The 26,182-nt window shown below is 54.8% G+C and carries 23 protein-coding genes and 3 tRNA genes; 9 read left to right on the forward strand and 17 right to left on the reverse strand.

Features of this window, described 5'->3' with window-relative positions; all coding sequences use genetic code 11:
* Positions 1–14 precede the first annotated feature (14 nt).
* Positions 15–1,619, reverse strand: a complete 1,605-nt coding sequence (locus C7820_RS33105; RefSeq protein WP_258875814.1) for an extracellular solute-binding protein — start codon at positions 1,617–1,619, stop codon at positions 15–17.
* Positions 1,620–1,979: 360 nt separating this feature from the next.
* Between C7820_RS33105 and C7820_RS33115 the strand changes: the two genes are divergently transcribed.
* From C7820_RS33115 to C7820_RS33125, 3 genes are all read left to right on the forward strand, one after another.
* The gene (locus C7820_RS33115; protein WP_116234577.1) at positions 1,980–3,395 is read left to right on the forward strand and encodes an FAD-dependent oxidoreductase; all 1,416 of its coding nucleotides are present in this window, start codon (positions 1,980–1,982) and stop codon (positions 3,393–3,395) included.
* A gap of 36 nt (positions 3,396–3,431) precedes the next feature.
* Positions 3,432–4,844 carry an MBL fold metallo-hydrolase gene (locus tag C7820_RS33120; RefSeq protein WP_116234578.1) on the forward strand — a complete coding sequence of 471 codons (1,413 nt, stop codon included), beginning with the start codon at positions 3,432–3,434 and terminating at the stop codon, positions 4,842–4,844.
* 63 nt (positions 4,845–4,907) lie between these two features.
* Positions 4,908–5,495, forward strand: a complete 588-nt coding sequence (locus tag C7820_RS33125) for a histidine phosphatase family protein (protein ID WP_116234579.1) — start codon at positions 4,908–4,910, stop codon at positions 5,493–5,495.
* A 109-nt stretch (positions 5,496–5,604) separates the two neighbouring features.
* On the opposite strand, the gene C7820_RS33130 is transcribed toward C7820_RS33125, so the two are convergent.
* Positions 5,605–6,420 carry a helix-turn-helix domain-containing protein gene (locus tag C7820_RS33130; protein WP_116234580.1) on the reverse strand — a complete coding sequence of 272 codons (816 nt, stop codon included), beginning with the start codon at positions 6,418–6,420 and terminating at the stop codon, positions 5,605–5,607.
* A gap of 195 nt (positions 6,421–6,615) precedes the next feature.
* Between C7820_RS33130 and C7820_RS33135 the strand changes: the two genes are divergently transcribed.
* Positions 6,616–7,362: a YqcI/YcgG family protein gene (locus C7820_RS33135; RefSeq protein ID WP_116234581.1), complete on the forward strand. Its 747-nt coding sequence runs from the start codon at positions 6,616–6,618 to the stop codon at positions 7,360–7,362.
* A gap of 93 nt (positions 7,363–7,455) precedes the next feature.
* On the opposite strand, the gene C7820_RS33140 is transcribed toward C7820_RS33135, so the two are convergent.
* Complete coding sequence (locus C7820_RS33140; protein WP_116234582.1) at positions 7,456–8,805, reverse strand: aminotransferase-like domain-containing protein; 1,350 nt, start codon at positions 8,803–8,805, stop codon at positions 7,456–7,458.
* Positions 8,806–8,975: 170 nt separating this feature from the next.
* Between C7820_RS33140 and C7820_RS33145 the strand changes: the two genes are divergently transcribed.
* On the forward strand, positions 8,976–9,647 hold the full coding sequence (locus tag C7820_RS33145; RefSeq protein ID WP_116234583.1) for a nitroreductase family protein: 672 nt from the start codon (positions 8,976–8,978) through the stop codon (positions 9,645–9,647).
* Between the two features lie 114 nt (positions 9,648–9,761).
* Here the strand turns inward: C7820_RS33145 and C7820_RS33150 are convergent, their stop codons facing one another.
* Together C7820_RS33150 and C7820_RS33155 are read right to left on the reverse strand one after the other, a co-directional pair.
* On the reverse strand, positions 9,762–10,556 hold the full coding sequence (locus C7820_RS33150; protein WP_116234584.1) for an SDR family NAD(P)-dependent oxidoreductase: 795 nt from the start codon (positions 10,554–10,556) through the stop codon (positions 9,762–9,764).
* Between the two features lie 184 nt (positions 10,557–10,740).
* The gene (locus tag C7820_RS33155; RefSeq protein WP_116234585.1) at positions 10,741–11,754 is read right to left on the reverse strand and encodes a helix-turn-helix transcriptional regulator; all 1,014 of its coding nucleotides are present in this window, start codon (positions 11,752–11,754) and stop codon (positions 10,741–10,743) included.
* 199 nt (positions 11,755–11,953) lie between these two features.
* Here C7820_RS33155 and C7820_RS33160 point away from each other — a divergent pair, with 199 nt between their 5' ends.
* The gene (locus tag C7820_RS33160) at positions 11,954–12,346 is read left to right on the forward strand and encodes a hypothetical protein (protein WP_116234586.1); all 393 of its coding nucleotides are present in this window, start codon (positions 11,954–11,956) and stop codon (positions 12,344–12,346) included.
* Positions 12,347–12,412: 66 nt separating this feature from the next.
* On the opposite strand, the gene C7820_RS33165 is transcribed toward C7820_RS33160, so the two are convergent.
* The 4 genes from C7820_RS33165 to C7820_RS33180 form a co-directional block, all read right to left on the reverse strand.
* Entirely contained in the window at positions 12,413–13,393 is a 981-nt protein-coding gene (locus C7820_RS33165; protein WP_116234587.1) for a Gfo/Idh/MocA family protein, read from the reverse strand.
* Between the two features lie 42 nt (positions 13,394–13,435).
* A complete protein-coding gene (locus tag C7820_RS33170) occupies positions 13,436–13,762 on the reverse strand; it encodes a hypothetical protein (protein ID WP_116234588.1) in 327 nt (108 codons plus the stop codon).
* Positions 13,763–13,843: 81 nt separating this feature from the next.
* The gene (gene thyX, locus C7820_RS33175; RefSeq protein WP_116234589.1) at positions 13,844–14,554 is read right to left on the reverse strand and encodes an FAD-dependent thymidylate synthase; all 711 of its coding nucleotides are present in this window, start codon (positions 14,552–14,554) and stop codon (positions 13,844–13,846) included.
* A gap of 135 nt (positions 14,555–14,689) precedes the next feature.
* Positions 14,690–15,559, reverse strand: coding sequence for an AraC family transcriptional regulator (locus C7820_RS33180; protein ID WP_089548607.1), 870 nt, complete (start codon positions 15,557–15,559; stop codon positions 14,690–14,692).
* Positions 15,560–15,780: 221 nt separating this feature from the next.
* Between C7820_RS33180 and C7820_RS33185 the strand changes: the two genes are divergently transcribed.
* Complete coding sequence (locus C7820_RS33185) at positions 15,781–17,766, forward strand: alpha-amylase family protein (RefSeq protein ID WP_116234590.1); 1,986 nt, start codon at positions 15,781–15,783, stop codon at positions 17,764–17,766.
* 314 nt (positions 17,767–18,080) lie between these two features.
* On the opposite strand, the gene rnhA is transcribed toward C7820_RS33185, so the two are convergent.
* Together rnhA and C7820_RS33195 are read right to left on the reverse strand one after the other, a co-directional pair.
* A complete protein-coding gene (gene rnhA / locus C7820_RS33190; RefSeq protein ID WP_105445107.1) occupies positions 18,081–18,749 on the reverse strand; it encodes a ribonuclease H in 669 nt (222 codons plus the stop codon).
* A gap of 74 nt (positions 18,750–18,823) precedes the next feature.
* Positions 18,824–19,336: an acyl-CoA thioesterase gene (locus C7820_RS33195; RefSeq protein WP_258875813.1), complete on the reverse strand. Its 513-nt coding sequence runs from the start codon at positions 19,334–19,336 to the stop codon at positions 18,824–18,826.
* A 293-nt stretch (positions 19,337–19,629) separates the two neighbouring features.
* Here C7820_RS33195 and C7820_RS33200 point away from each other — a divergent pair, with 293 nt between their 5' ends.
* Both C7820_RS33200 and C7820_RS33205 read left to right on the forward strand, forming a co-directional pair.
* The gene (locus C7820_RS33200) at positions 19,630–20,406 is read left to right on the forward strand and encodes an ABC transporter ATP-binding protein (protein ID WP_116234592.1); all 777 of its coding nucleotides are present in this window, start codon (positions 19,630–19,632) and stop codon (positions 20,404–20,406) included.
* A gap of 230 nt (positions 20,407–20,636) precedes the next feature.
* Complete coding sequence (locus C7820_RS33205; protein WP_116234593.1) at positions 20,637–21,788, forward strand: phosphodiester glycosidase family protein; 1,152 nt, start codon at positions 20,637–20,639, stop codon at positions 21,786–21,788.
* A gap of 109 nt (positions 21,789–21,897) precedes the next feature.
* Here the strand turns inward: C7820_RS33205 and C7820_RS33210 are convergent, their stop codons facing one another.
* From C7820_RS33210 to C7820_RS33235, 6 genes are all read right to left on the reverse strand, one after another.
* On the reverse strand, positions 21,898–23,526 hold the full coding sequence (locus C7820_RS33210; RefSeq protein WP_116234594.1) for an MDR family MFS transporter: 1,629 nt from the start codon (positions 23,524–23,526) through the stop codon (positions 21,898–21,900).
* Between the two features lie 15 nt (positions 23,527–23,541).
* The gene (locus C7820_RS33215; RefSeq protein ID WP_116234595.1) at positions 23,542–23,985 is read right to left on the reverse strand and encodes a MarR family winged helix-turn-helix transcriptional regulator; all 444 of its coding nucleotides are present in this window, start codon (positions 23,983–23,985) and stop codon (positions 23,542–23,544) included.
* Between the two features lie 385 nt (positions 23,986–24,370).
* The gene (locus C7820_RS33220; RefSeq protein ID WP_116234596.1) at positions 24,371–25,033 is read right to left on the reverse strand and encodes an S-layer homology domain-containing protein; all 663 of its coding nucleotides are present in this window, start codon (positions 25,031–25,033) and stop codon (positions 24,371–24,373) included.
* Positions 25,034–25,871: 838 nt separating this feature from the next.
* A tRNA-Gly gene (locus C7820_RS33225) sits at positions 25,872–25,945 on the reverse strand.
* Between the two features lie 63 nt (positions 25,946–26,008).
* Positions 26,009–26,082: transfer RNA gene (locus C7820_RS33230), tRNA-Pro, on the reverse strand.
* A gap of 23 nt (positions 26,083–26,105) precedes the next feature.
* Positions 26,106–26,182: transfer RNA gene (locus C7820_RS33235), tRNA-Arg, on the reverse strand.

Below are 26,182 nucleotides of genomic sequence, written 5' to 3' on the forward strand. Positions count from 1 at the left end.
TTGGGGGCAGTTTTCTATTTGGCCAGGTTGGCTTTATTCGTATCGTAACCGTCCTGGTACACCTTCGTATAATCGCTCAGCCCCATTTTGTTCAGCGTCTCCAGGTACGTATTCCACTCTTCGTCGATGCCGCCTTTGGCGATCCATTGGGCTTCCATTTTGTCCGTGTACGTTTTGATATCCGTCTGATACTGCTCGATGCTCTTGTACTGCGCGTCCGTGAACATAATATTCGGGTACACCCAAGGCTTCATGTACGGAACCAGAGCTTCGTACCACTCGTCAAAATCGGGATCCAGCTGCCCGGGCTCCGCTTTCGGCAGAATCTGCTTGTCGCGCATTTCCTGCGAGAAGCCGTAGACGAAGTCATTGTAAGGCGTCTCTTTGACCTTCCATTCGCCGGCCGTATAGTTGTCCGGATTCGGGATGGTGTCATACGTGCCGTCAGCCAGCTTCTTCAGACGGTTCGGGCCTTCGCGAAGCTTCATGGACATCTCCGGCTCATAAGCCCGGTCGACCCATCTCATCGTCGCCTCGGGGTACGGATTAACTTTCGTGATGACGAACATGCCCGGGGTCATCTGCAAATTGTTGCGCGGGGTGATTTGGGAGCCGTCCGGCCCGGCGAGCGGGATCATCGGCGAACCGTAATCCCACCGGTAGTCCGCGTTGGTGATCTGGTCGGCGCTCCAGGCGAAGAATGCTCCAACAGACGCCTTTTTGCCGGAGGAGACCTTAGCGATCAGCTGGGTGGAGTTTTGCGTCATGCTGTCCGGATCGATCAGCCCTTTTTCATACAGCGAGTGCAGATACTTGACCGTATTTTTGAACTCCTCCGTCGCTCTGACGAATACCACCTTGTCATCCTGCACGATAAAAGTTTCGTCGATCGTATTGAAGGATCCGAACAGGTAGCCGAACCCATACTGCGAATCGCCGAAGACGCCGGTCAGCGGAATTTCGTTATTCGGATTGCCGTCACCGTCCATGTCCATCGTTTTGAATGCCTCGAGTGCCTTCGTGAGCTCCTCCGTCGTCTTCGGCATTTCCAAGCCGGCCTTCTTCAACCATTCCTTGTTGATCCACAGCGTATTCCCGTCGGCATGTTTATACTCCGACATGTTGGCCATCGGCAAGGAGTAAATATGACCATCCGGAGCTGTGATCGCCTGCCGTACTTCCGGGTATTTGTTCAGAAAATTCGTCAAATTCGGCGCGTATTTCTCGATGAGATTCTCCAGCGGAATAAACATGCCGTATGCGCCTCCCGTCACGACCTGCGAGCTGCTGAGCTCCAGCAGCACGTCGGGAAGATCGCCGCTGGCGATAATCAGGTTGCGCTTTGTCGCCCAATCGGTGCCCGGGCTGAGGTTCCACTTAATCTGAACATTGGTCCCTTCGTTGATTTCCTTAATCGTCTCAAGCTCATTCCAATTCGTTCCCGTTCGTTCATCGTAAGTACCGGCAATGGTCAGGGATATCGGCTTATCGACAATCGGCAGCCCCGTCTCATGAAAGCCCGCGGACACGCCCTTCGAATCGCCGCCCCCGGAACAGCCCGCCAGCAGCAGGATGGCGCTTAACACGGCCGCCATGGAACCTGCACGTTTGTTACGCATGTTCACGATCGTTTCCTCCTCAAGGCTTGTTTTGACATGAACAACATGTAGGATCGCTTTCACCCACATGTTAGCAACCTCCGCTCGGATGAGTCCATGCACGCTCTTTTACTGTACATGTATTTTGTTTCAGCAAAGTCAGGGCCTTGTTGGCGGAACGTCAAGTTTTGCAGAAGCATCCCGAATATTGTCTCCTCCCCGTTCCCATCCTGAAACAAAGTGCATCCCCAATGAAGGATTACTGCATGTTCATGCATCTTCGCCCCTCGTATAATGAAAACCAATTCACGCTTCTTAAGCGGTGCATGGCTTAAAGGGCCGTGTTCGTCCGCGAAGATCCAATGAGAAAGTAGGGGTTATATGGAAAGCCAATTGCAACGCGAAGAAATCAGAACACAAGTGCTTGTCCTTGGAGGCGGGGCCGGGGGCGTCGGGGCAGCCATTGCAGCCGCACGGGAGGGAGCGCAGACCATGATCGTGGACAGGCAGGGCTTCCTGGGCGGAAACATGACGATCGGACTGCCGTTGCTGGCCTTCCTGGATGCCCAGGGACGCCAGGTTACCCGCGGACTGCCGCAGGAAATCGTCGACCGCTTGACCCTGCTTGGCGGTTCCTTCGGACACCGGGAATGCCCGCTGCACAACTCGACGACGGTTATCGATCCCAGCTTGATGAAAATCGTCATTTTTGAAAAAATCAAACAGTATGGGGTACAGCCCCTGCTGCACTGCGAAATCATCGGAACAAACGTGGAGGATGGTGAGCTGAAATCCGTTCTCTTAAAGGGAAAGGGCCGGGAAATCGAGATTTTCGCCGATGTCTTCATCGATGCGACCGGGGATGGCGACGTCGCTTATATGGCGGGCGCCTCGTTTGAGAAAGGACAGTACGCGAACGGGGAAACCCAGCCGCCTACCCTGATGTTTACCGTCGGCGGCTTTGATCTCGAACGGTTTATGGATTTCCTCGGGGAGCATCCGGAGGAGCTCCGGCACGGATCATCGATGAAGATCCGACCCGGCTATACGGCGGAGTTTCTGCGGGCCAGCGAAAATCACGTGTTCGTCGGCTTGAAAAACACGGTTTCCAGGCTCAGGCAGGAAGGCAAATGCCCGATCAGCCGCGATACGATCATCTATATCAATCTGCCCAGAGAGGGGTACATTGCCCTGAACTGCATCCGCATCCTGAATTTTGATGGGACAAAGGTCGAGGAGCTAAGCCGCGGCGAGATCGAATCGCATCTGCAGATCCTTCCCCTGATTGACATGCTGCGCGAGCACATCCCGGGGTTTGAGCACATCTATTTGTCCTCGATTGCCCCGTTCCTGGGCATCCGTGAAACGAGGCGAATCATGGGCAAGCAGATGATCCGCGAAGAGGCGGCCGTAAACGGCGTCATTCCGGATGACACGATCGCGCTCGGCTCGTATATTATCGACATTCACAGCGGTTCAGGCGACTCGACCGTTATCCGGTCGCTGGCCGGCCCTTACGGCATCACATACGGGGCGACGATCGCCAAGGACGTGAAACGGCTGATGCTCAGCGGCCGCTGTATCAGCGTCGACCCCGTTGTCTTCGGCTCTTCCCGGGTCATGCCCACCTGCATGGCCGTCGGCGAAGGCGTGGGCATCGGCGCCGCTCTGGCTGCGAAGCAGCAAATCTCTCCGGAGGATGTCGATGTCCGGATCATCCGGCAAAAGCTCAGGGAGCATGGCGCCATCCTTTCGCTGGAGGACGTTGGCGAGGCAAGCGGTCCGACAAGTTTATGATGTTGTGAGCTTATATCCACACAGGAGGCGATTACGTTGCAGGAAGCACAATTGACTTTTTTTGGCGGAGTAGGCAAATCAGGAGGCGTGCAGGTTCTGTACGGCAAAGGAAAACAGGGGCTGATGTTCGACTTTGGCGTCGAGCACAGCAGCCTGCTGTTTCCGACCCAAGTAACGCTGTTTGAACCGGTGAATGCAACGCCGGGGCGCGAGCTGCGTCAGTTTTTGCTGGGCGGCATGACCGCCCCGCTGCCGGAGCTGTACGATGCTCAGCAGATTGAAGGCCTGGATTGGGCCGCGGTTCGGCGGGTCTGGGGAAACCGGGATTTTCCGGACTACGACCGGATTCACCTCTACATTGGACATATGCATACGGACCATATGGCGCTGCTTCCCTTTGCCCATCCGGATCTCCCCGTATATATGAGCCATGATTCGTATTCCTTGTTCCGCGGCATGGTGGCGGGCCGGCACAGTAAGGATACCGGGACCAAGATAACAACCTGCGACGACCTGACCGTGGTCGATTTCGGAGAGTTTACGATGCAGGTCGTCGAGATGGATCACAATGCCACCGGCGCATCCGGCATCATCATCGACGACGGCACCCATAGAATTGCGTATACGGGGGACTGGCGCCGGCAGGGCAAGCATCCGGATAAGATCGACCGTTTCATCCGGCTGTGCCAGAGCAAACCGATCGACGTGCTCATTACGGAAGGGACGCGCCTTACATCCGCCCCCTCCACCGTTCCGCTTCAGATCACGGAGGAGGCGCTGCTTGCCTCGTTCGCGGAGATTCTTCGTGAAGCGGAAGGGCTGGTGTATCTGCAGATGTCGCCTCGGGATTTAGAGCGGATGGCCGACATGATCGCGATCGCCGCAGACCAAGGAAAAAGCATCGTGATGGAGGCGTCGCTTGCCGCCGTCTGGCATACGGCAAACCGGGAAGGCGTGCGGGTGCTCCATGGACATCCGGCACTTGACGTCCCTGTTCAAGTCATCGATGCTGCCATGGCCGAAGGCATTGAGGTGCCGTACCCTGCCGTCTCTTTGGAAGAAGTGGCCGGGCGCAAGCACGAGATCGTATATTTCTTCAAATTTCCGGACCTTGCGCATATGATTGAATTGGAGACGCTGGGAGGCCTGCAGGGTCAATCGCATTTTATTCAATCGGACTACAGCGTCAAAATCGAGCATGCTGCCGTATCCAAGTTTCTGAACACCTACGCGATTACCGGCCATTCCCTGTCCAATGGCGGACACGCCCATCCCGAGGCGCTCGCCAGCCTGATCGGCAGCATTGCGCCGAAAACCGTTATTACGCTGCACAGCCGGTTCCCGGAATCGCAGGACACCCGGGGCGTAAAGCCGTATTTTCCGGTAAAAGGGGAAACGGTGCCGGTCTCTTCCATTCTGGAAGCCGCGGCAAGCGGTGTAAACCGGTGAGCGTCAGATTCTTTCCTGGTAGGGCTGGATTACAATCGGAGAAAAGCTTAGGAGGACAAATCGGTGACATCAATTACGTTTGTGAGGCATGGAATAACCGATCATAATATCGAGAACAGGGCGCAGGGGCATACGCAAAATCCGCTGAACGAAACCGGAAGAATGCAGGCTGCACTGGTGGCCAAGCGGCTGGCCGGGGAGCCGTGGGATCTGTTTATTTCCAGCGACCTGCGGCGCGCCCGGGAGACGGCCGACATCATCGCAGCCGAAATCAAGAAGCCGGTCGATTTCTACGATGTGCGCCTGCGCGAGATGGACCGCGGCAAGATCGCCGACACGACCGAAGCGGAAAGGGTCCAGCGCTGGGGGCCCCGTTGGCACGAGCTGGACATGGAGCAGGAAACGGATGAGATGATGCGGGCCCGCGGCCGAAGCTTTGTGGAAGAGATGGCTGCCAGATTTCCGGGACAGAAAATTCTAGCCGTCACGCACGGCTATTTTCTGGGGCAAACTTTAAAAGAACTGATGCAGGATGAGTCGACGGGCGTCAAGCTGCGCAACACTTCCGTGACGACCATCGTTCTGAATGACACTGCCTGGACCTATTCGCTCTACGACTGCATCAAGCATTTGGAAGTGACCGAGGGCTAGCAGACCGGGACGCGGACAGCGGGGCGCCTGTCATGACCGGCATGCGAAGAAATCGACCGGACGCCGGCGCCTTGCTCTGTCTTCCCCCACAAAGGACACCAAAGACCGGTTACAGCCGGTTCAGCTCGCGGTATCTGGATGGGCTCATGCCCATATTTTTGGAGAACACCCGGCTTAGATACAGGCCGTTCTCATATCCGCAGCAGGTGGCAATCTGGTCCAGCGTCATATCGGTATCCAGCAGCAGCTCAGCCACTTTACTGATGCGCAAAGACCGGACAAAGTCCGAAGGAGCGATCCGGAACGACTTCCGGAACCGGCGCGTAAACTGGACGGGACTGAGGTTCAGCGAATCCGACAGCTCCCTCATGCTGAACGGGGTGTACGCGTTCTGGTAGATCCATTCGGCCGCGCGGTTCATCAGCGCATCGTCTGAGTCGGCCAGCAGCTGCTGCTCATCATGGAAATGTTCTCTTTCCCACACCTCGCAGGCGAGCTGCCAGATGTCGTTCATGATCATGTCCTTGCGAAGCACATGCCGTGGTTCTGTCGCTAAATGCAGCTTTCGCAAATAGGCAAAATTGGAAACGAGGCGTTTGTTGTCAAGCGGGCGCGATAAAAACGTCGGCAGCGGCGGGACGGGCCCCGTCTGTTCCTCCCCCACCATTTCAAAGCCGATGTAGTGAAGCGCAAGCGGAGACACCATCTCCCGTTCAAAGGTGAACCCCGGCGGGCAGTACACCAGGTCTCCGGCCGCCGCCTCCCCTCGTTCCTCCCCGATCCGGTAATAAAATTTGCCCGATTCCACGGCAAACAGCACCCAGACGGAGTAACAATCCACATCCATTTCAAACCTTTCCTTACGCTCGAAATATGCATGAGAAACCAGATGCAGCGTTTGATTCCACAAGGTTGTTGTCGTCATCTATGCATCGTTCCTTTGGCCTGGAAGATAGTTTCATTGTAAATGGATTGCAGCAGGGCGTTCAATCTTTATTTTGGCCCGAAAACATACCATGACCGGAACCAATATGATGGGCAGGGGGCTAAAGCATATGGGCTTCCGCACAGTCACCCTTTTGCCCCTGGGCGTATGCTGTAGGTAAAAGGAGGGCTGTTCATGCCGCTTTTGCTGAAGTATACGGACATCGAAAATGAAGAGCTTCCTCTGGAAGCCTGGAAGAAAGATGCCTGCCGGCGGTTTGCGGCCAAGATGACGGACCGGGAAGCCCGGTTCCCCTGCATTCCGGCCACACGGGCGTTTGCGCTCGGTCATCTCCGTTACGGTTTTGCGCCCAGTCCCTGGGATGATTCGGCAGGGCCGGAGCTCGCGCAGATCATTGCCGAATATGGCAGAACTTCGCGGTCTTTCGGGGATTACTCCTCTTTGGTTGTTTTTTTCGAGGCAGAGGAGAACGTTAGAGAGGTTCTGGCGTATGAAGATGCATTCTGGAACTTACTGAACCAGGTCAGCCGTTTAGATCGTACGCCGTGGCCGGAGGACATTCCGGAAGACCCGGAGCAGGCGCTGTGGGAGTTCTGTTACGATGGCGAGCGGTATTTCGTCTACTGCGGCACCCCGGCACATACGTCCCGTCAGAGCCGAAGCTTCCCCTATTTCATGCTGGCTTTGACGCCGCGCTGGGTGTTGGACCAGTGGAACGCCTATCCTGAAAAAGCGGCTGTGATCGCTCCCCGGATCCGTGCACGCCTTGCCGCATACGACACCGCACCGGCCCATCCGGAATTAAAGCCTTACGGATCGCAGGGGAATCTTGAATACAAGCAGTATTTTCTGCGGGATGACGACACCTCGCCGGCCGGATGCCCCTTCCATCGGGCAATAACGGAGCGGGCAGGGAAGTAGAACGGTTTGGCTCTCGATCAAGCAGCAGATGCCCGTGCGGCGGCCCTGCTGCTTTTTAATGCCGTATGCCGTCTTAATGCACTCCTCTTAACGTCATACCAGGCATTTGAGCTCCCGGCTTACTTCTCCGATGATCTCCCGGACCCCCTCCTCAATCCGTTCCGGCTGCGCCCTCGCAATGCTGATTCTTAAAAACTTCTCCTGCTCCCTATAGTCCGATAAATAGAACCGCTTGCTCGAAACGACGAGAATCTTCTTTGCGGCAAGCCGCTCAACGAGGCGTTCCAGATTGACCTTTTTCGGCAGCTTGAACGGAACATACAATCCCGAGGACACAGGGGGGATATCGATCAGACCTGAACCGTTATGCCGTAGAACCGCCTTATTCAGTTCGCGGATCCGGTCAGCATATTGGCTGCGTATCTTTCGCTTGTGCCGCTCATACATACCGCTTTTGATGTACACTTCAAGCGCTGCCTGGGACAGCTGCGATGTGTCGGCATATCTTTTGTATTCGCAGAACGCCTTCAGCAGCTTCTCCGGCAGCACGGCGGCCCCGAGCCGCAGCCCCGGGAATATAATTTTCGAGAAACTTTTCAAATAAATGACGTGTGACATGCCGTTGTAGGCATAAATGGGATCTGTTCCCGGCTCTTCTCCCAGATCGGCCATGTAATCGTCCTCCACGACATAAACGTCGTATTTGCCGGCCAGCCGGGCAATCGCCTTTCTTTCTTCCCGGCTGAATGAAGTCCCTAGCGGGCTGTGATACCTGGACATGGTGTAGAAGAATTTGATCCCGCCGTGTTTGAACTTCTCCTCCAATTGCTGCAAATCAATGCCCGCCGTCGTCCGGGAAATGCCGCATACCGGGATGCCCTCCGCCTCAAGATACCGTAAATAGATGTCGTAACTGGGCTGTTCGACCAAGATGAAGGACTTCCCATTCGGGAACGGCATTTTTGCTAATATTTCGAGCGCTTGGTTCGCACCAGCCGTGACGATGATCCTCTCCGCTCGGGCAAACACCTGGTCTTCGGCGAAATGGGAAACGAGCGTATGACGCAGCCTCTCCAGACCTTCGGCTTCGCCGCAGGTGAACAGATGGCTCTGGTACGTGTCCAAGGCCTGGTTCAAAGCGTGCCGGAAATCCAAATACGGAAACAGCGACGGATCGGGCGATGCCGAGGCGAAATCGATCTGCCCGCCCTCCGCAGCGTCGGGCCCTTTGCCGGGTTTCTCCACAACATAGTAGCCGCTTTGGGAGATTGAGTAAATCATGTGACGGCTCTCAAGCTCGGTGTATGCCCGTGTAACCGTGCTGACGCTGCAGCTATATATCTTCGCCGCGTTGCGGACGGAAGGCAGCTTCTGACCCGACTCGAACTGCCCTTCGCTGATTTTTCGTTCGATATCGGCAAGGATATCCAAATATTTTTTCATTTTGTTTCCTCACTCTAATAGCGTTATGTATAGAAGACGGCGCAACTGTTACGGTACACTTTGCTGAAAATGCGATTGTTCCAGACCGCCCGTTGCCATAACATGGCGGTATAAAGGATGCAAGTTCGCGAACAAGATCCTGACTATAGATTAAGGGAGTTGACCCGTTCATGTCATCAACTGTTCAATCCGATTTTCTCACCGTCATCCGTGAGCGCCATTCCGTGCGATATTTCGATCCCACACACCGTATCAGCGAGCAAGAAATCAAGCAGCTGCTGGAGCTTGCGGGCAGCGCCCCTTCGTCCTGGAATCTGCAGCATTGGAAGTTCGTCGCCTTTACCGACATGGATGCCAAACACAAGCTCCTTCCCGCTGCGAACGGCCAACGGCAGGTCGTCGATGCATCCGTGACCGTCGCCGTACTCGGCGACCTCGAGGCTAACCGGAATGCCGCAGCGGTCTATGGACCTGTTATGGAAGAAGGGCCTGAAGATGCTTACGCCGGCTATGCTTCTTCCCGAATCCTGTTTGATCAAATCGATAAGGCCTATGCAGTGGACGCCTCCTCCCCCTACCGGCGCGACGAAGCGATCCGCAACGCTTCACTGGCCGCCATGCAGCTGATGCTCGCCGCCAAAGCGATGGGTCTGGACTCCGGCCCGATGGTCGGCTTCGACGCCGACGCATTCGTCAAAGCGTTTCACGTTCCGCCGCGTTATATTCCGGTCCTGCTCGTCGCGATAGGGAAAGCCGTCAAGCCAGCCAGGCCGACCACGCGCTTCCCGGTGGAGCAGACGATCGTCTGGAACGGATTTGATCCTGGCAGCGCTAAACTTTGATGCTGTAAGGCAGCCCCATCATACCATATCTTGGAACTGGCATGGCTCTTTACGGCGAAATACCAAAAAGAACCTTGGGATCCCGCCCAAGGTTCTTTTTCACAACAATATCGATTAAAAAATTGTCGGCACCATTCCCCCATCCATACGGATCGGAGCGCCTTTGAAGGCAGATGCATAAGGGCTGCATACAAAAGCAGCCAATCTGCCGATTTCAAACGGCCGGATAAACCGCTGAATTTCGGATTGGGGCAGGCCTGCCGCCATAAACCTCTTCTCTTTTTCCGAGAAGGTCAAATCCTCGTCAGCGTACATCCCCTCAATGATTTGCTGCACATTTTCAGAGAGGGTCGGTCCCGGCATGATCGTATTCACGGTGACTTCGGTGCCTTTCGTCAATTTGGACAAGCTCTTCGACAGAGATAACAGCATCGACTTGGTCACGGCATACTGAGGCATTTGTCCCGAAGGCATCAACGCTTCCTCGCTCGCAATAAAGAGAACCCGCCCATAATCCTGCTTCAACATGTTAGGCAGATAGAATTTGGTCAGCCCATTGGCGGCAAGAACATTCGTGCGGAAGTAGGTTTCCCATACTTCGTCGTCAACGTTCTCATATGGCATGATCTCATAGATTCCCATGTTGTTCACCAAGATATCAACCTGGGGGAACTTTTCAAATAAAGCTTCTCTTTGCCCTTTATCTACAAGATCGGCCGTCGCCTTCTGCGGAGAGGTCGCCGGGAAGTTCGCCTTGATTTCATTCACCGTTTGTTCTACCTCTGCATCGTTTCGGCCGTTAATGAGTACATGAACGCCTTCTTTGGCCAGCTCGATGGCAATGGCCTTTCCGATCCCTTTCGTAGATCCTGTAACTAACGCTGTTTTATTGTGTAATCCCATATCCATAACAAAAACTCCTTTTACTCCGGATAGAGATTATGTTACCTGAGCGAGAGGGTTCAGTAACTAGCCTGCTGCGCCAACGTTCTTGCTGTACGCGCCAATAAAACAACAGAACATCCCGACACGCCGAAGCAGGCCGAGGTTTGGATATCTATTGAAAATCGGGCTCTGCTCGCTGTCTTTCTGCTCACGAGTTCGCACTTCCATGTTCAGCACGCCAATGGGATGGCGTATTTCCTTCCCACAGCCGGAAGGCCCGGTAGAACGAATTCTGGTCTTCGTATCCAACCAGAAAAGCGACCTCTTTAATATCAAGCGCAGGGTCAGCCAAATATTCCCGCGCCTGCTCATGTCTGGCTTGCGTCAGCAGGTGCTTGAAGCTTGTGTTCTCCTCTGTAAGCCGGCGCTGCAAGGTACGGTCGCTCATCCCGAGCTCTCTGGCGACAGCCTGAATATCGGGGCGCCCTGCCGTGAGGCTGCGCTTCAGAATCCATTTGACCGTCTCGGGGAACGAGCGGCTGCGCTGCTGCTCATCAAGCGACCGGTCCAGCGCGGGAGTCAGAATGTCCAGCAGTTCTTCGTTATACGATAGAAAAGGCCGCTCCAGATCTCGCAGGTGCAGCATCAGCCGGTTGCGTGTCCCACCTACCTGGATCCGGCAGCCGAAATAACTTTCAAGGGTCTGGATATCACCCATCGGCTGCGAAAATTCAACGGACCGTGCCTGCACAGGCTGCCCTGTCCCCCGGCGTCCAAGCTCCATGAGGCATGCCAGCGTGATGCCAACCAGCACCGGCGGGCCGGACTCCCCGGGATGCAGCCAGCCCAGCTCGATGGTGCAGTGCTCTCCCTCCTCGGTGATGCGCAGGCTCTCGGGGGGACACATCTGCTTGTACCGGGCCATCCGGTACAGGGCATCACGGTAATCACGGGCATGATACGTCGCCAAAACGGTCGGCGGGTATTTCGCCGTTTCAAACACGGTCGCCAGCTGAATGATGCCTTGGGCGACATCGCCGGCCAGCTCGGAATAAGCCTGCCAAATGGCGAAATATTGGGCCGTGGTGACCTCGGGTTCTGCAATGATCGTAAGCGGGAGTCCTGCGCTGCGGACAACGTCATGTGGGGCAATCCCGAGTTGACGGAATCCTGCCCACAATCCCGGCGGAATTTTTATGCGTTCAGAAATATAGGAGCTCATCGCTGCGGGCCTCCTTTAAGCAGTCGCATTCGTGGTAATCGGATAGCCGACCTTCGTCATGGATGTACAGCTATTATAGTACCTGTCCTTATCGCTCTGAAACCAGCAAAAAGTGACAAATCTTCGACAAGCCCCAGTCTAGGCTTTCCAGCCAAGATTGGTTTATGATATAGAAAAAGCCAAATTCAGGAGTTATATCATGGATATCGCGAAAAAAGAACTGGTGGTCAACCTCTGCCTTATCTCCCTTGTTCTAAGCATTTTAAACGGTGCCCTTGTCGTCCATATCAACCATTCGCTGGTATCCGATACCCCATACGTTAGCGGCCCGGGGGATTTTGTCGTGTTTGTGTTCTTCTTTTTGATCCTGTATGGATTTCATGCCGTGGTAAGTTTTTTTCATTTCGCTGCGGCAGCATTCGCAAGAAGATCGCTTGTGACAAGACTTGCTGTTTTTAATGCAGCCGGGTTAGCGTTAGTTGGGGCTATTTATGTTTATATCCAGGATGTAACCGTATTGTTTCTGATCTCCTCCCTCGGTATTTTCTCCCTTGTTTCAGCCGTAATAAACCGTAAAAAGGTTGTTGATTAAGTAGTGTAGACACATAAAGACCTGCTCCTGTACTGGCAGCAGGTCCCCATGGTATGATGGCTAATTTTACTCAAACGGATAACGGAGTCCCCATTGACCCCGGATCCGGTCGAGCAGCTTCATAATCGCCACCGACTCTTCAAGCGGAATGACCGAGCTTTCGGTCCGCCCCTCCGCCAGGCATCTTGCCACTTCCTCGGCTTCAAACGCATACCCGAGCGATGTCCGGTCATCTTCAAAAATCTCTTCACTGCCGTTGACATATAACGCAGCTCTGGTTGCGTTCAAAAAGGAAGGAATGCGAATATACCCTTCCGTGCCGTAAATGCATGCTTCATTATCCATATTCAGGCGTATGGCCCCGTTCAGCTGTGCGGTTTTGCCTGGGCCATAGGACAGCAGGAGAGAGAACTGCTCGTCCACGCCGGTACTGCCGATCTGAGCGGTACTCAACACTTCCTCCGGTTCAGCCCCAAAGATCATCGATGCAAAAGACACAGGGTAAATCCCGGCATCCAGCAGCGCCCCGCCCCCAAGGCTCGGATTGAACAGTCTGCCTTCCTGATTGACGCCGGCACGGAATCCAAAATCCGCTTTGACGAGCTGAACGTCACCAATCCGCCCTTCATCCAGCCATTCCCTCACTTTGCGGATGACCGGAAGAAATCTCGTCCACATGCCTTCCATCAGAAAAACCTTGTTCTCTTTGGCATAAGATACGGCCTCCTCCAGTTCGCCCGCGTTCACCGTAAAGGGCTTTTCGCACAATACCGCTTTGCCCTCCTTCAAACACAGCAGGACGTTTTCCTTATGGGCAGGATGCGGCGTCGCGACATAGATCGCGTCAATGTCCGGATCGTTTGCCAGCTCTTCGTAGCTGCCGTATGCTTTCCCGATTCCATAGTCAGCGGCGAAGCGCGAAGCACTGTCCATCGTTCTGGAGCCAACGGCCGCTGCCACCCCATTTTCCGCAAAAGCAAGATCCTTTGTAAACTGCGACGCAATCCAGCCCGTTCCCAAAATACCCCATTGGATCGTTTTCGGCATGTGATTATTCCTCCTCAAAGTTAGATTACGAATGTTAAACTATTAGTCATGGGTCATTTCATGACTTTCCAGTTTTCCGTTTGCATCGAACTGCAGTTTAAACAGAAGATCATCAACCCCTAACCCCGCTCTTCCCAAATAGTAAACAAACTGAGGAACGGGGCTCGTTATCCTTTGCTCAGGCTCTCCCAATAAACTGATAATTTCGTCTTGTGTCATTCCTTTAAGGTCGCCTTTTACCAGCAAATCTTCGACCATACGGTACCGCTTCCCAGGATGATCAATCCAAGCATCCGAACTAAACTTGTTTTGGCATGCACTGAGAAATAATAGCAGAAGCAAAGAAGAGATGAGCAGCAACTTTTTCATCTTCTTTCACCCCTTGAGCCCAACTCTGGTGAACCCGGATTTCCTTGAACATTCCAACCGATATGAGATGAGCTGCATTGGCTATTCCTCATTTCCAAGGAGCTCCCCCAGCGAAACGGGAAATAACGGTTTGATCAGCTCGAGTACCGCTTTCGCGTACTCCTGGATTTCTTTTTGCGCATCATGCTCCAGCCGTTGAGACAGGAAGTGCGCGACGGATTGAACCGACGCCGTCCAGTACCAGCGTACATACATCCCGTAAGCGGGAAGGAACAACCGGGCCTGTTCTGCGCAAATGCCGTCCGCCAAAGCTGCTTCGTACTTGGAAATGCCCAGCTCCACATAACCCATCAGCTGTTGGGTATGCTTCACGCCAAGCTCCCAAGCCACCTCTCCGCCGCTGCCCTGCTTGGAGTTTTCCGGTTGGGACCTCCACTCGCCTGCCTTGGGGATATAAAATGCAGGGTCCTCTGTTATGTATCGCCGGCTTGATTCGTTCCATGCCTCCAAGCTGTCGCCGGTCCCCTCATAATGGGCGGATCCGACTACGTATTTCCACCATTGTCTGGCCACCATTAATGGGGCATAGACCTCAAACTGAACGATGGCATGGCGAAAAGGCGACGTATGCCCTTCGCGGGCAAGGAACTTGATAAGCCGCACGTCCCTTTCGTTCAACTCCAGCGACTGCTTAGCATAAGAGACACGGGCCGCATTCACGACGGTTAAGTCCGATCCCATATGATTCACTAAACGAACATAGCCCTGATCCAGCACTTCGATGGTCGACATACCGTCCTCCTTAAGTTCATTCTACAGAGTGCGGCACTCTTTCGAGGTTGTGTTTTCGAAAAGAGGTCCGCTTCTCTATTTCGCCATGCGGTCAAAGAAAGCCTTCCCGGCTCCAATCCTGTCCACCGCCACTCTCTACAAATGGCTCTGACGGCGCTGGCGGTACTGCCCCGGGGAAATACCCGTACGGTCCCGAAACAGCCTCCCGAAAAAGCTCGCGCTCGGAATGCCGACCTGCTCCGCCACTTCCTGCACCGTCAGCGACGTCTGCTCCAGCAGGACCATCGCCTGGCTGATTCGCAAATGCTGTACATATTGAAGTGGCGTCATGCCCGTATACTTTTTCAGGCAGCGGGTGATGTGGTCGAACTGAAAATGCAGCGCCTCCTCAAGCTCCTCCGAGCGAAAAGGCTCATTCCAGCTGCGCTGCAGATAGCTGACCGTCTCCCGGGCGAGAGCGGCCGAGCGCGAGCCCGGCCTGCGCCCCAAATCCGCCTGCAGCAGCTCCAGCAGGTCGCAGAACAGCACCTGCAGCTTCAAGGACTGCTCCACGGCAAAACCGCGATGCAGTTCCACCATCCGGTCCAGCAAAGGCTGGAGCAGGTGAAAAGGGGCATCTCCGAATTTGGGCAGATACATCGTTTGCTCTGCCGGATGCTCGTCGCTGTCCTGCCCTTGAGGGAGCACCGCCGACCAGGGAATATCCTCCGCCTCCATCCGGCGCAGGGGCTCCGGGTGCCGGAAGTGCACCCAATACACCGCCGTCGGCTCCGAGCAAGCCTGAGTGCCCGAATGGGTACGTCCCGGCTCGAGCAGCAGCAGCTGGCCGTCCTGAATGACATATTCGGTATCGTCTTCCCGCATATACATGGCGCCCTTTTTGACCAGAATCAGATCGTAGGCGTCAAAGCTGCGGGTCTGATGCCGGCTTCCAGGCGCCCATACGGCGCGCCCGACGGTCAGAAGCGACGGCAGCGGCGGAATCGCCAGCTCGAGGCATTTCATGGGCTTCCTCTACCTCCTGCTCAAGTCGATATCGTGGCAGATCTTCCTCATCATTAAATTCATCCTAGCATAGAATGCTGATCCGGTCATTTCTCAAAAGTCGATATCGGACAGAACAAAGTCGCTATTCCGCATGGAAGCGGTACCAATTTTCCTTTACCTTAGGGGTATGTGTAATGCCGTTTTCAAATCTCTGCTTATTGAATGGAGGAACATCTACCATGCGTATGCGCCAGGTTCATCTCGACTTTCATACGTCCGAAGCGATTCATCCCATCGGCTCCCGCTTCAGCAAGGAACAGTTTCAGCAGGCGCTGAAGCTTGGCCATGTGGATTCGATCACCGTTTTTTCCAAATGCCATCACGGATGGGCATACCATCCCTCCGAGGCGAACGTCACGCATCCGGGACTGTCCTTCGACCTGCTCGGCGCCATGATTGAAGCCGCCCACGAGATCGGGGTACGGACTCCTGTCTACCTGTCCGCCGGCCTTGACGAACGGCTCGCCGTGCGGCATCCCGAATGGCTCATCCGTGAACGCTTCAGCCACGAAGGCGACCTGTTCACGCCGGGATACCACCAGCTCTGCCTGAATACGCCTTATCTGGACATTCTGCTGTCCCAGATTGAAGAAGTCGCGGCGCGCTATGATGCCGCCGGCATCTTTCTGGACATCGTCGGGGTGCGGGAGTGCTACTGCGCCAACTGCGTAGCGGCGGCCCGCGAACAGGGGATCGACCCGCGGGACAAAAGCGCCATGCGCCCGCTCTGGGAGCAAACTTACGCCAATTATACCAGCCGCGTTAAAGAAACGGTGCACCGGCACAAACCGGGGCTGCCGATCTTCCATAACGGCGGCCACATCCGCCGCGGACGCCGCGACCTTGCGCACATGAACTCGCATCTCGAGCTGGAGTCGCTGCCGACCGGGGGCTGGGGCTACGACCATTTCCCGCTGTCCGCCCGCTACGCCCAGACGCTGGGCATGCCGTTCCTGGGCATGACCGGCAAGTTTCATACTACCTGGGGCGAATTCGGCGGCTATAAGCACCCGAACGCCCTGCGGTATGAAGCCGCCCTCAGCCTGGCGAACGGCGCCGCCTGCTCCATCGGGGACCAGCTGCATCCGCTGGGGGCGATGGATGAAGCCACCTACCGGCTGATCGGCGCCGCCTATGCCGAGGTCGAAGCCAAAGAAGCGTGGTGCCGTGACGCCGTCAACGTCGCCGACGTGGCGCTGCTGTCGGTGGAAGCGGCCGGCACCCATCAGGCGACCGGCGGCCACGACAGCTTCACCGGCGATCCGGACGCCGGCGCGGTGCGCATGCTGCTGGAAGGTCATATCCTGTTCGACGTCGTCGACCTGGAAGCCGACTTCAGCCCGTATGCCGTCCTGATCCTGCCCGACCGGATCCGGATCAACGATGCGATCCTGGCCAAGCTGGACAGCTTTTTGGCCGGTGGCGGGCGCATCCTCGCTACAGGCGAGTCGGGCCTGAAGCCGGACGGCAGCGGATTTGCCCTCGACTTGGGCGTTCGCCACGCCGGCGTCAATCCGTTCCGTCCGGACTACTACCATCCGCAGCATCCGCTGGCGAGCCTGCAGGAATCGGCGTTTATTTTCTATTCGGAGGGGCAGAAAGTGACGCTTGCTGAGGGCGGAACCGAGCTTGGCAAACGGGAAAATCCGTATTTTAACCGCGACGCGTTCACGTTCTGCTCCCATCAGCATACACCGAACAGCGGAGAGTACGGCGGGCCGGGCATGGTGGAGCATGCGAACGGAATTTATATCGCCTGGAACGTGTTCGAAGATTATGCTTCCAAGGGAAGCCTCGTTTTAAAGGAAACCGTCCTGTACGCGTTGAACCGTCTGCTGCCGGAGAAGACGCTGCGTACGAACCTTCCCGCTCAGGGCGTAACAACGGTTCAGCATCAGCCGGACCAGAAGCGTTATGTCCATCATTCGCTGTACGCCTCGCCGGTGAAGCGCGGTCGTAACATCGAAGTGATCGAGGACCTGCTCCCGATCCGCGGAACAACCGCGGAGCTGCGGATTTCCGAGCCGGTCACCGGCGTATACCTGGTGCCGCAGATGACTCCTATCGATTTCCAGCAGCAGAACGGCCTCGTGACGTATGAGCTGCCGGAGTGGCAGTGCCACCAAATGGTCGTTCTGGATTACGGCCAGCCGGAAGGAAACTAGCGGGCAGGGGCAGCCTGTCTCTACCCGAGACACACGCCCCCATCTCACAAACACATGCTTCTCTCAAACGCACGCGTACTCGCACTCACACACGCTTGCTCGAAACGAAACTACAAGCATACTCGGACATAAAGGCTTACGCGCGTAACCCTATTCTGACGAAAAAGCACAGTACAGGTACGCGTAAACACATACTTACGCAAAAAATACAAGCGGTCGCGAACATACATGCTTATACTTTCGCCTAAACCCATACTCTCTCCAAACCAAAGAGCCCGGAGCGCTTCTAAGCTGCTCCGGGCTCTTTTTCCGTATTATTTCCGGCCGAAATCCGCCTTGATCTCGCCCCATTCCTCGGTCTTCCACTTCACGATTTTGTTCTCGTACTTGTTCTCGTGCAGCCACTGCACGGCGCGGTCCGTCAGCTCCCAAATCTTCCGCGTCTTCTCGGTACGGGCCAGCGTCGTCGCCGGTTTCTTGTTGCGCACCCAGGCCAGCGCCGTCTTCGAGTCGGTGTAAATGGTCTTCTTGCTGCCCTTCTGCTTCAAATACGCCAGTGCATGGACGATCGCGATAAATTCGCCCAGGTTGTTCGTTCCATTTTCAACCGGTCCGACATAGAACAGAATTTCCCCGGTCCGCGTATCGACGCCTTTGTACTCGACCGGGCCGGGATTGCCGCGAGTACCGACATCCACCGAGATGCTGTCGTAATCGATCTCTTCCATCGAGGATGCCGACGCAGACGGCTTGCCGGATTTGGCTGCTTTGGACGTATAACCTCCGGCTGAGCCCGACGCCTTGGCTTTGCCCCAGTTTTTCTTCCATCCGCCCGCATAAGCCGCTTCCGCCTCCGCGCGCGATTCGTAGGACTTGTATTTGGCGTCCGTATACCCGTTCACCTGAGCCTGGCATTCGGGCCAAGACGTATAGATTCCCGGCTTATGCCCTTCCCAGACGACGTAAAATTTTTGCTTTGCCATAACTAGCATTTGCTCCTATCTGCTTCTGCATCTTTTTCCCCATCCACAGTTACGTTCATCCAAGCAGACGGCTATTACGCCAGACCCGTTCCTTCGAACGCCCGGATGGCTTCCTTGATTTCCTCCGGCAGCGGAGTGCTCTTCCCGCTCTTCGTTTCGATCAGCACGACCGCGCCGCGTCCGGCCGCCTTCAGTGCCCCTGAAGCGACGACGGCATACTCAATGTCCAGGGAGGAGCGTCCGATCGACGCCACCCGCACGTGGAGCTGCACTGGATCGCTTCGGTACATCTGGGCGAGATACTGGCATTCAAGGTCGGCAACCACCATCACCTTCTCCTCGCCGAACAAGTCGGCAAACAGCCCGAGCTGCTCGAAGTATTCGATTCTGCCCTGTTCAAAATACATAAAATAGCTGACGTTATTCACATGTCCAAGCATATCCGTCTCGCAGTAGCGCACCTTGATCGGGATCGAAAAATGAAACTTTTGCAGCCAGCCTGCAACATCCGGCTGAATAAAGCTTTCCCTTTTCATAAAAATGTCTCCTTTGCGGACCCGCTGTTCCCCTGCCTGTCGTACAAGCACGTGAGATCCCCCATCGGCTTGACGGCTTGGCCGGATCAGGCCCCGATTTCCGGCTGTCTGATGCCCATTATAGCAAAAAATGCTTCCCCCGTTCAGCAATTATCGCGGCGACAGCCCTTTTCCCCGCGTTGTATGATGTAAGGAAATCGTCAGACGGGGCCAGTGATCAGAGCATCCTGGAGACGTTATCCTCTGCCGTTTCTACGGCTCAGGTATTGACAGGATCGTGATTTGTTTTAACATGTGAAGAACAGCATGTATCCGACTGCGGATCAAGAGAGAGAGGGAACCTGATGATCATCGATATCGAGAACATTACGTGGAGAAGCGGGCAACATACGTTAATGAAAAATGTAAGCTGGCAGGTGAAGCCCGGTGAGAATTGGGCGCTGCTGGGCCTGAACGGCTCGGGCAAAACGACGCTGCTGAACATCGTCAACGGTTATATTTGGCCATCCGAGGGCTCGGTCAGCGTGCTGGGGCACCGCTTCGGGGAAGTGGACCTGCGCGAGCTGCGCAAATCGATCGGCTGGGTCAGCAACTCCTTTCAGGAGCGTCTGTACGGATCGGACCGCACCCAGAACATCGTCGTCAGCGGCAAGCACGCCACGGTGGGCCTGTACGACAAAACGAGCGATGAGGACTTCGACCGTGCCCGCGAGTTGATGGAAACGATGAACTGCGGCCATTTGTGGGACCGCGAATACCGCACCTGCTCACAGGGCGAGAAGCAGAAGCTGCTCATTGCCCGCGCGCTGATGGCCGATCCACGCATACTGATTCTGGACGAGCCGTGCAACGGGCTGGATCTGTTTTCCCGGGAGAAGCTGCTGGACAGCATCCGGGAGCTGACCCTGCAGCCGGACGCGCCGACGCTCATTTACGTTACGCACCATACGGAGGAAATTTTGCCGGCGTTTAGCCACGTGCTGCTGATGAGACGCGGCGAGGCGGTCTGCAGCGGTCGGACCGAGGACGTGTTGACCGCGGACACACTCAGCGACCTGTTCGAATCCCCGGTGGAGGTCGACCGTCACGGAGACCGGGTATACGTGCGCGTAGCGGAATAGGCGCTGCGATGACAAGGCGGATTGAAAAAGGAGGGCTTCGTTGATCGAAGTTCCTCCTTTTTTTATACTTGCACTATCGAGAGCTTGTCCGGCTTCGCCCAGCATAGTTTAGCAAATAAACCTGATGACATCCGGCTCAAAGTTCCCGCTCTGTAAGCCGATATACTAGTAAGGAAATGATTTCCTGAACATTGGTTTATATTTCGAGACAAAGGGGATATTTTTGCAGCATGAAAAAATGGTTAACCGCAGTACTCATCATGTGCCTTACCTGGGTGTGCCTTGCGCCATCCGCGCCTGCTTCCGCCGCTTCGGCCGTCAAAAACGTCGTGATCGTCGATGCAAAAACCGGCTATTCTTTCCTGCCGTTCCGCTCCCTGAGCGAATTCGAAGGCGTAACCACCCAGTGGAACGACGCCGCCAAGCAGCTCGACATTTTCCAGGGCAACCACCGCCTGACGCTTCACCTCGCGCAGAAGTCCGCTTCTTTAGACGGCGCTAGCCTCGCTCTTGCCGCCGCCCCGTTCCGCGAGAACGGCTCGGTTTATGTACCGCTGTCGCTCATCGTCAGCAAGCTCGGCGTTGAAGCCAGTTGGCAGAAGGACGAAGCAGCCGTCAAGCTGACCAGGGAAGGAGTGGAACAGTATCTCCCCTACGTTACCCGAAACGTGGGACAAGCCCTGAAAAACCCGATCGTGAGCGCACGCCAAACGTATAAGGTCGGCGGCAGATCGTTTTCCGCCCAGACGGTGACGATCGACCTGCTGCATCCGAAAATTCAGCTGGATGTCGTACTCGCCGGGAATACCACCGGCAAGGTCGAAGACCTTTCCAGCATCGCCAAGCGCAGCGGCGCAAAGGTAGCCGTCAACGGCACCTTTTTTGACGCTTATACCAGCGGCGCCTACAAGGCTCCATACGGCTATATCGTGAGCCATGGCACCGTCAAGATGCCAAGCCCCGGCGACAAGCGTTCGATCTTCGCTTATGACGCCAACCACTTGGCGCGAATCATCGCCGGTCCCGATTTTGGCCAAGCCTTTGAGCAGGGATGGATCGATGGCGGACTTCAGGCCGGGCCACGGCTGCTGGTGAACGGCAAAGTTTCGCTGAACGTGAAGAAGGAAGGCTTTAAAGATCCAAAGATTCTTACCGGTGGAGGCGCCCGCAGCGCGCTCGGCCTGACCCGGGATCACCGGCTGATCCTGCTGACCACCGGGGGAGCTACCATTCCCCAGCTGGCGGAAATCATGAAGAAGGCCGGAGCCTACCAGGCCATGAACCTGGATGGCGGTGCTTCCAGCGGTTTGTACTATAACGGCAAGTACCTGACCACTCCCGGCCGGAAAATCAGCAATGCGCTTGTCGTGAAATTTCAATAAGACGGGGCCCCGTGCCCCCGCCTATCGAAAAAAGCCTGGAGCGAATTCATTTCGCCCAGGCTTTTTATATTCAGCAATGTTATCGATCTATGATACCGTCAATAACGGATTATTCGGCCGTTACTGCCTTGCCCGGCTTCACGTTTGCATTCCCCGACGGGGCGTTCGCTTCCGGCGTCTGGTTGGTGGAACGAAGCGGCAGTTCTTTCAAGAAGAACACGAGGATCAGAGCCACAACAAGCACCAGCGTACCTGTAAGGAACACGGTAGATAGCGTATCACCCAGCGCGTGCCGGATGCTGTCGATCATTTGCACGAACAGTGCTCTGGCTTGCTCCGGCAGGCTCGCTTCCGTCTTTTCGACCAGTGGCTTGTTCATGAGTGTCTGCGGATTGGCGAAGGCGAGCAGGCCTTGTGCCGTCTTCGGATCCAGGGAACTGAAGTCCGGAGCGCTCGGCGACTGCAGCGCTTCTTTCAAATGTTTCGTCAAACTGTTCGACATTACCGTACCCATCACAGCGATACCGATCGTACCGCCAAGGTTACGGAACAGCTGCGTCGATGCGGTAACGACACCGAGTTCCTTATGCGACACCGCATTTTGCGTTGCCAGCGAGAAGACCGGCATCCCGAGGCCCAGGCCAATACCGAAAATGATCGTGCTGACGATCGTCATCGCGATGTTATCCATAAAGATCATCAGGCCCATGCCAATAATCATAACCGGCATCCCGATCAGGGCAAAACGCTTGTATTTCCCGATTTTGGCAATCAATTGACCGGTAATGGCACTCGTGATGACCATACACAGCGACATCGGAATCGTGACGTAACCCGCATAAGTCGGAGAAATAGCCAGCACGCCCTGCACGTAGAAGGAAATATAAATCATGGCTCCCATCAGGCCAAAGTTCATAATAAAGCCGATCAAGTTCGAGACCGTCACCACGCCGTTTTTAAACAAATGCAGCGGGAGAATCGGTTCCTTCACCAAGGTTTCCACATAAATAAAAATGAGTGCAGATACAACGGTTGCTCCAAGGAGACTAAGAATCTGCCAAGAGCCCCACTCGTACTCGGTACCTGCCCAGGAAAAGGCAAGAAGCAGCGGAACGATCGTCGTCGTCAGGAACAAAGAACCTACGTAATCGACGCTCTGTCCGTGCTTGCGGTCCACTTTTGGAAACAGCGTCAGAATCATAATAAAAGCGACAACGCCAAGCGGCAGGAAGATCCAGAACAGCCAGTGCCAGTCGATATGATCCACGAGATAACCGCCAAGCGTCGGTCCCAGGACACTGGAGAAACCGAACACCGCCGTCATGAGGCCCATCCATTTGCCGCGTTCGCGCGGAGGGAACAAATCCCCTACCGCCGTAAAGGCCGTCGATTGGATGATACCGGCGCCAATCCCCTGAATCCCGCGATAAATGATGAACTGGTACACATTATCCGAAGTACCGGTTAAGAACGCGCCTAACATGAAAAATAGGATGCCGATCAGAATGAACGGCTTGCGTCCAAACATATCCGACAATTTACCGACCAGAATCGTCGCAATCGTCGAAGTTAACAAATAAATATTAATCGTCCATGTATAGTAATCCATACCATCCAGGATCGCGATAATGCGCGGCATCGCCGTGCTTGTGATCGTCTGGTTAATGGCCGCAAAAAACATCGCCGCCATAATCGCGATCATGATGGTTACTTTACGCTTCAGCGTTAAATGCTCCATGTACCTCTTTCACCTCTATGCTTCATGATGATCTATATTCAAAAGCATTAAAGAGAAGATCCTTCTCAAATGCTGTACATCCTCTTCGGACAACATTTCAAAGAACACCGTAATGATTTCTTGCTGGTCCTCAACGATTTGCCCGATCGTGGACATCCCTTGCTCTGTAATGGAGGTATACACGACCCTCCGGTCGTTCTCGGCCCTTTCCCGGTTTACATAACCCGAAGCAAGGAGCTTATCCGTCAAACTCGTTATGGCGGGAGACGTCAGGCCAAGCATTTCGGCCAGTTCGGATACCTTCTGTGGGCCCCGGAGCTTCAATGCATACAATACCTGAAACTGGGGAAAAGTCAGATTATACTGCTTGGCGCTGTTTTTGTTCCATTCATGGGACATACTTTTCAGCAGCGACCGGAACATCGCCGCCACTTCAAACAATTGTTCATTTCTGGACAAAGGGTTGACCTCCTTGGCGTGGTATGGATCTGTGGCCATCCGCGTCGTATTGCCGCAGTTACATTAGGACACTAATTAATTATTTGTTAATAGATAATTTTTTAATCAATTAGTAACTTAATCATTAAATACTTAAGTAATATTACGCCTCCGCAGCCGGATAGTCAAGAGGCGGTTTTAGGGAGACTTGTCCTTTTTTTATAGCAGAAAAAAGAGGTTTCCCCCTTTTCTCGATCGGCTCCTATTTTTCTAAAAAGCGTCTTCTCAACAAAAAAAGCCACCCTTTGCGAGGGTGACTTTTTTGTCGATATTCGCCGTGCCTTGCGGCTGTGTTTCATCGACGGATCTCGTTTCCGTTTGACAACAAAGACCGTTTCCGACTCTTTTATTCCGGCTTAGGGTAATTGTGCGTTTTCAAAAATTCAAGCGCATTGTATACCATGACCGCTGCTTCAGACCGGGTCACTTGATCTTGGGGACGGAAGTTGCCGCTGCTGTCCAGGTCGGCAATCCCCCAGGCGAGCGCCCGCTGAATAGCCCCTTGATACTCAGGAGTCATTTTGCTGTCATCCGCGATGTCTTTAGGTACCAAATTGATCATCGGCAGGTTGCCCTTCTTTTCCACCGTCTCGATCAGATACTGCGTGAAAGCTTCACGAGTCATGCGTTGAAAAGGGTCAATATCAGCCGGAAGGGCGATGCCATGGTTCGTAACTGTAAGAAAAGCAGGAGCAAACCAAGCGCCTGTCTTCACATTTGTCAGGGCTGCGGGTTCGCTTCCCTCGGCTGCCTTCGTAACCGGCACGTCAGCCAGCAAGTTTGCCAGAAGCTGAACGCCTTCCGCGTTTGTCATATGTGCCTGCGGCCGGAAGGTCGATTCACTGTCGCCCTTCAGCAGCTTCTGCTGCTGGAGCGCAGCGATTTTATCGGCACCGGCGACTCCCGCCAAATCCGTAAAGCCCTCTCCTGCCGCGAACACGGACCCGCCGATCGCCAGGGATAACGCCAGGGCTGCAACACTTCCAGATACAACATGTTTCTTCTTCATCTAGCCACACCTTCTTCGGGAAAATTTGGTCTTGTCTTTCCTACAGACGCAAAGAAAATATGGAAGGTTGCACCATGGGAAAATCTTCGGATTAGTCCCGCCACAGAGGTAGATGTTGACGCGCGTCCTGAGCGGGTTCCTTCAGTGTAGCCGGCACGGACGGTCGTACCCACGCTGCATGGGTTCTCTCCCACACTACCGCTCCATAACAAAAAAACGCCTTTCGGCGTTTGTTTTATGTATGGAGCGGGTGATGGGAATACTCAACATCTCGATTAAATAAGCGTGCCTTCGGCCCGCGCAGAGGTAAATGTTGACGCGCGTCCTGAGTGAGTTCCTTCAGTGTAGCCGGCACGGACGGTCGTACCCACGCTGCATGGGTTCTCTCCCACACTACCGCTCTATAACAAAAAAACGCCTTTCGGCGTTTGTTTTATGTATGGAGCGGGTGATGGGAATACTCAACATCTCGATTAAATAAGCGGACCTTCGGCCCGCCACAGAGGTAGATGTTGACGCGCGTCCTGAGCAGGGTTCCTTCACTGAAGCCGGCACGGACGGTCGTACCCACGCTGCGTAGGTTCTCTCCCACACAACCGCTCTAAAACAAAAAAACGCCTTTCGGCGTTATGTTTATGTATGGAGCGGGTGATGGGAATACTCAACATCTCGATTAAATAAGCGGGCCTTCGGCCCGCGCAGAGGTAAATGTTGACGCGCGTCCTGAGTGAGTTCCTTCAGTGTAGCCGGCACGGACGGTCGTACCCACGCTGCATGGGTTCTCTCCCACACTACCGCTCCATAACAAAAAAACGCCTTTCGGCGTTTGTTTTATGTATGGAGCGGGTGATGGGAATCGAACCCACGCTATCAGCTTGGAAGGCTGAAGTTCTACCATTGAACTACACCCGCAAATTCTCCGTGCAAGCCTTGAGTGCAGAAAGATCAAGACTTACACGAAGCCGTGCATGCGTATCGGGATGACACGATTCGAACATGCGACCCCCTGGTCCCAAACCAGGTGCTCTACCAAGCTGAGCTACATCCCGATATCTATTGTAAAACAGTTAAATGGCGCGCCCTAAGAGATTCGAACTCCTGACCTTTTGATTCGTAGTCAAACGCTCTATCCAGCTGAGCTAAGGGCGC

It is taken from the genome of Paenibacillus sp. VMFN-D1 (genome assembly GCF_003386155.1).
GTDB classification, from domain to species: Bacteria; Bacillota; Bacilli; order Paenibacillales; family Paenibacillaceae; genus Paenibacillus_AQ; species Paenibacillus_AQ favisporus.

What these genes read in the sequence shown, in the direction of transcription:
- C7820_RS33105 (WP_258875814.1), bottom strand. Translation starts at nt 1,619, where the DNA reads ATGCGTAACAAACGTGCAGGTTCCATGGCGGCCGTGTTAAGCGCCATC.
- C7820_RS33115 (WP_116234577.1), top strand. Translation starts at nt 1,980, where the DNA reads ATGGAAAGCCAATTGCAACGCGAAGAAATCAGAACACAAGTGCTTGTC.
- C7820_RS33130 (WP_116234580.1), bottom strand. Translation starts at nt 6,420, where the DNA reads ATGACGACAACAACCTTGTGGAATCAAACGCTGCATCTGGTTTCTCAT.
- C7820_RS33135 (WP_116234581.1), top strand. Translation starts at nt 6,616, where the DNA reads ATGCCGCTTTTGCTGAAGTATACGGACATCGAAAATGAAGAGCTTCCT.
- C7820_RS33140 (WP_116234582.1), bottom strand. Translation starts at nt 8,805, where the DNA reads ATGAAAAAATATTTGGATATCCTTGCCGATATCGAACGAAAAATCAGC.
- C7820_RS33145 (WP_116234583.1), top strand. Translation starts at nt 8,976, where the DNA reads ATGTCATCAACTGTTCAATCCGATTTTCTCACCGTCATCCGTGAGCGC.
- C7820_RS33150 (WP_116234584.1), bottom strand. Translation starts at nt 10,556, where the DNA reads ATGGATATGGGATTACACAATAAAACAGCGTTAGTTACAGGATCTACG.
- C7820_RS33155 (WP_116234585.1), bottom strand. Translation starts at nt 11,754, where the DNA reads ATGAGCTCCTATATTTCTGAACGCATAAAAATTCCGCCGGGATTGTGG.
- C7820_RS33160 (WP_116234586.1), top strand. Translation starts at nt 11,954, where the DNA reads ATGGATATCGCGAAAAAAGAACTGGTGGTCAACCTCTGCCTTATCTCC.
- C7820_RS33165 (WP_116234587.1), bottom strand. Translation starts at nt 13,393, where the DNA reads ATGCCGAAAACGATCCAATGGGGTATTTTGGGAACGGGCTGGATTGCG.
- C7820_RS33170 (WP_116234588.1), bottom strand. Translation starts at nt 13,762, where the DNA reads ATGAAAAAGTTGCTGCTCATCTCTTCTTTGCTTCTGCTATTATTTCTC.
- thyX (WP_116234589.1), bottom strand. Translation starts at nt 14,554, where the DNA reads ATGTCGACCATCGAAGTGCTGGATCAGGGCTATGTTCGTTTAGTGAAT.
- C7820_RS33180 (WP_089548607.1), bottom strand. Translation starts at nt 15,559, where the DNA reads ATGAAATGCCTCGAGCTGGCGATTCCGCCGCTGCCGTCGCTTCTGACC.
- C7820_RS33185 (WP_116234590.1), top strand. Translation starts at nt 15,781, where the DNA reads ATGCGTATGCGCCAGGTTCATCTCGACTTTCATACGTCCGAAGCGATT.
- rnhA (WP_105445107.1), bottom strand. Translation starts at nt 18,749, where the DNA reads ATGGCAAAGCAAAAATTTTACGTCGTCTGGGAAGGGCATAAGCCGGGA.
- C7820_RS33200 (WP_116234592.1), top strand. Translation starts at nt 19,630, where the DNA reads ATGATCATCGATATCGAGAACATTACGTGGAGAAGCGGGCAACATACG.
- C7820_RS33205 (WP_116234593.1), top strand. Translation starts at nt 20,637, where the DNA reads ATGAAAAAATGGTTAACCGCAGTACTCATCATGTGCCTTACCTGGGTG.
- C7820_RS33210 (WP_116234594.1), bottom strand. Translation starts at nt 23,526, where the DNA reads ATGGAGCATTTAACGCTGAAGCGTAAAGTAACCATCATGATCGCGATT.
- C7820_RS33220 (WP_116234596.1), bottom strand. Translation starts at nt 25,033, where the DNA reads ATGAAGAAGAAACATGTTGTATCTGGAAGTGTTGCAGCCCTGGCGTTA.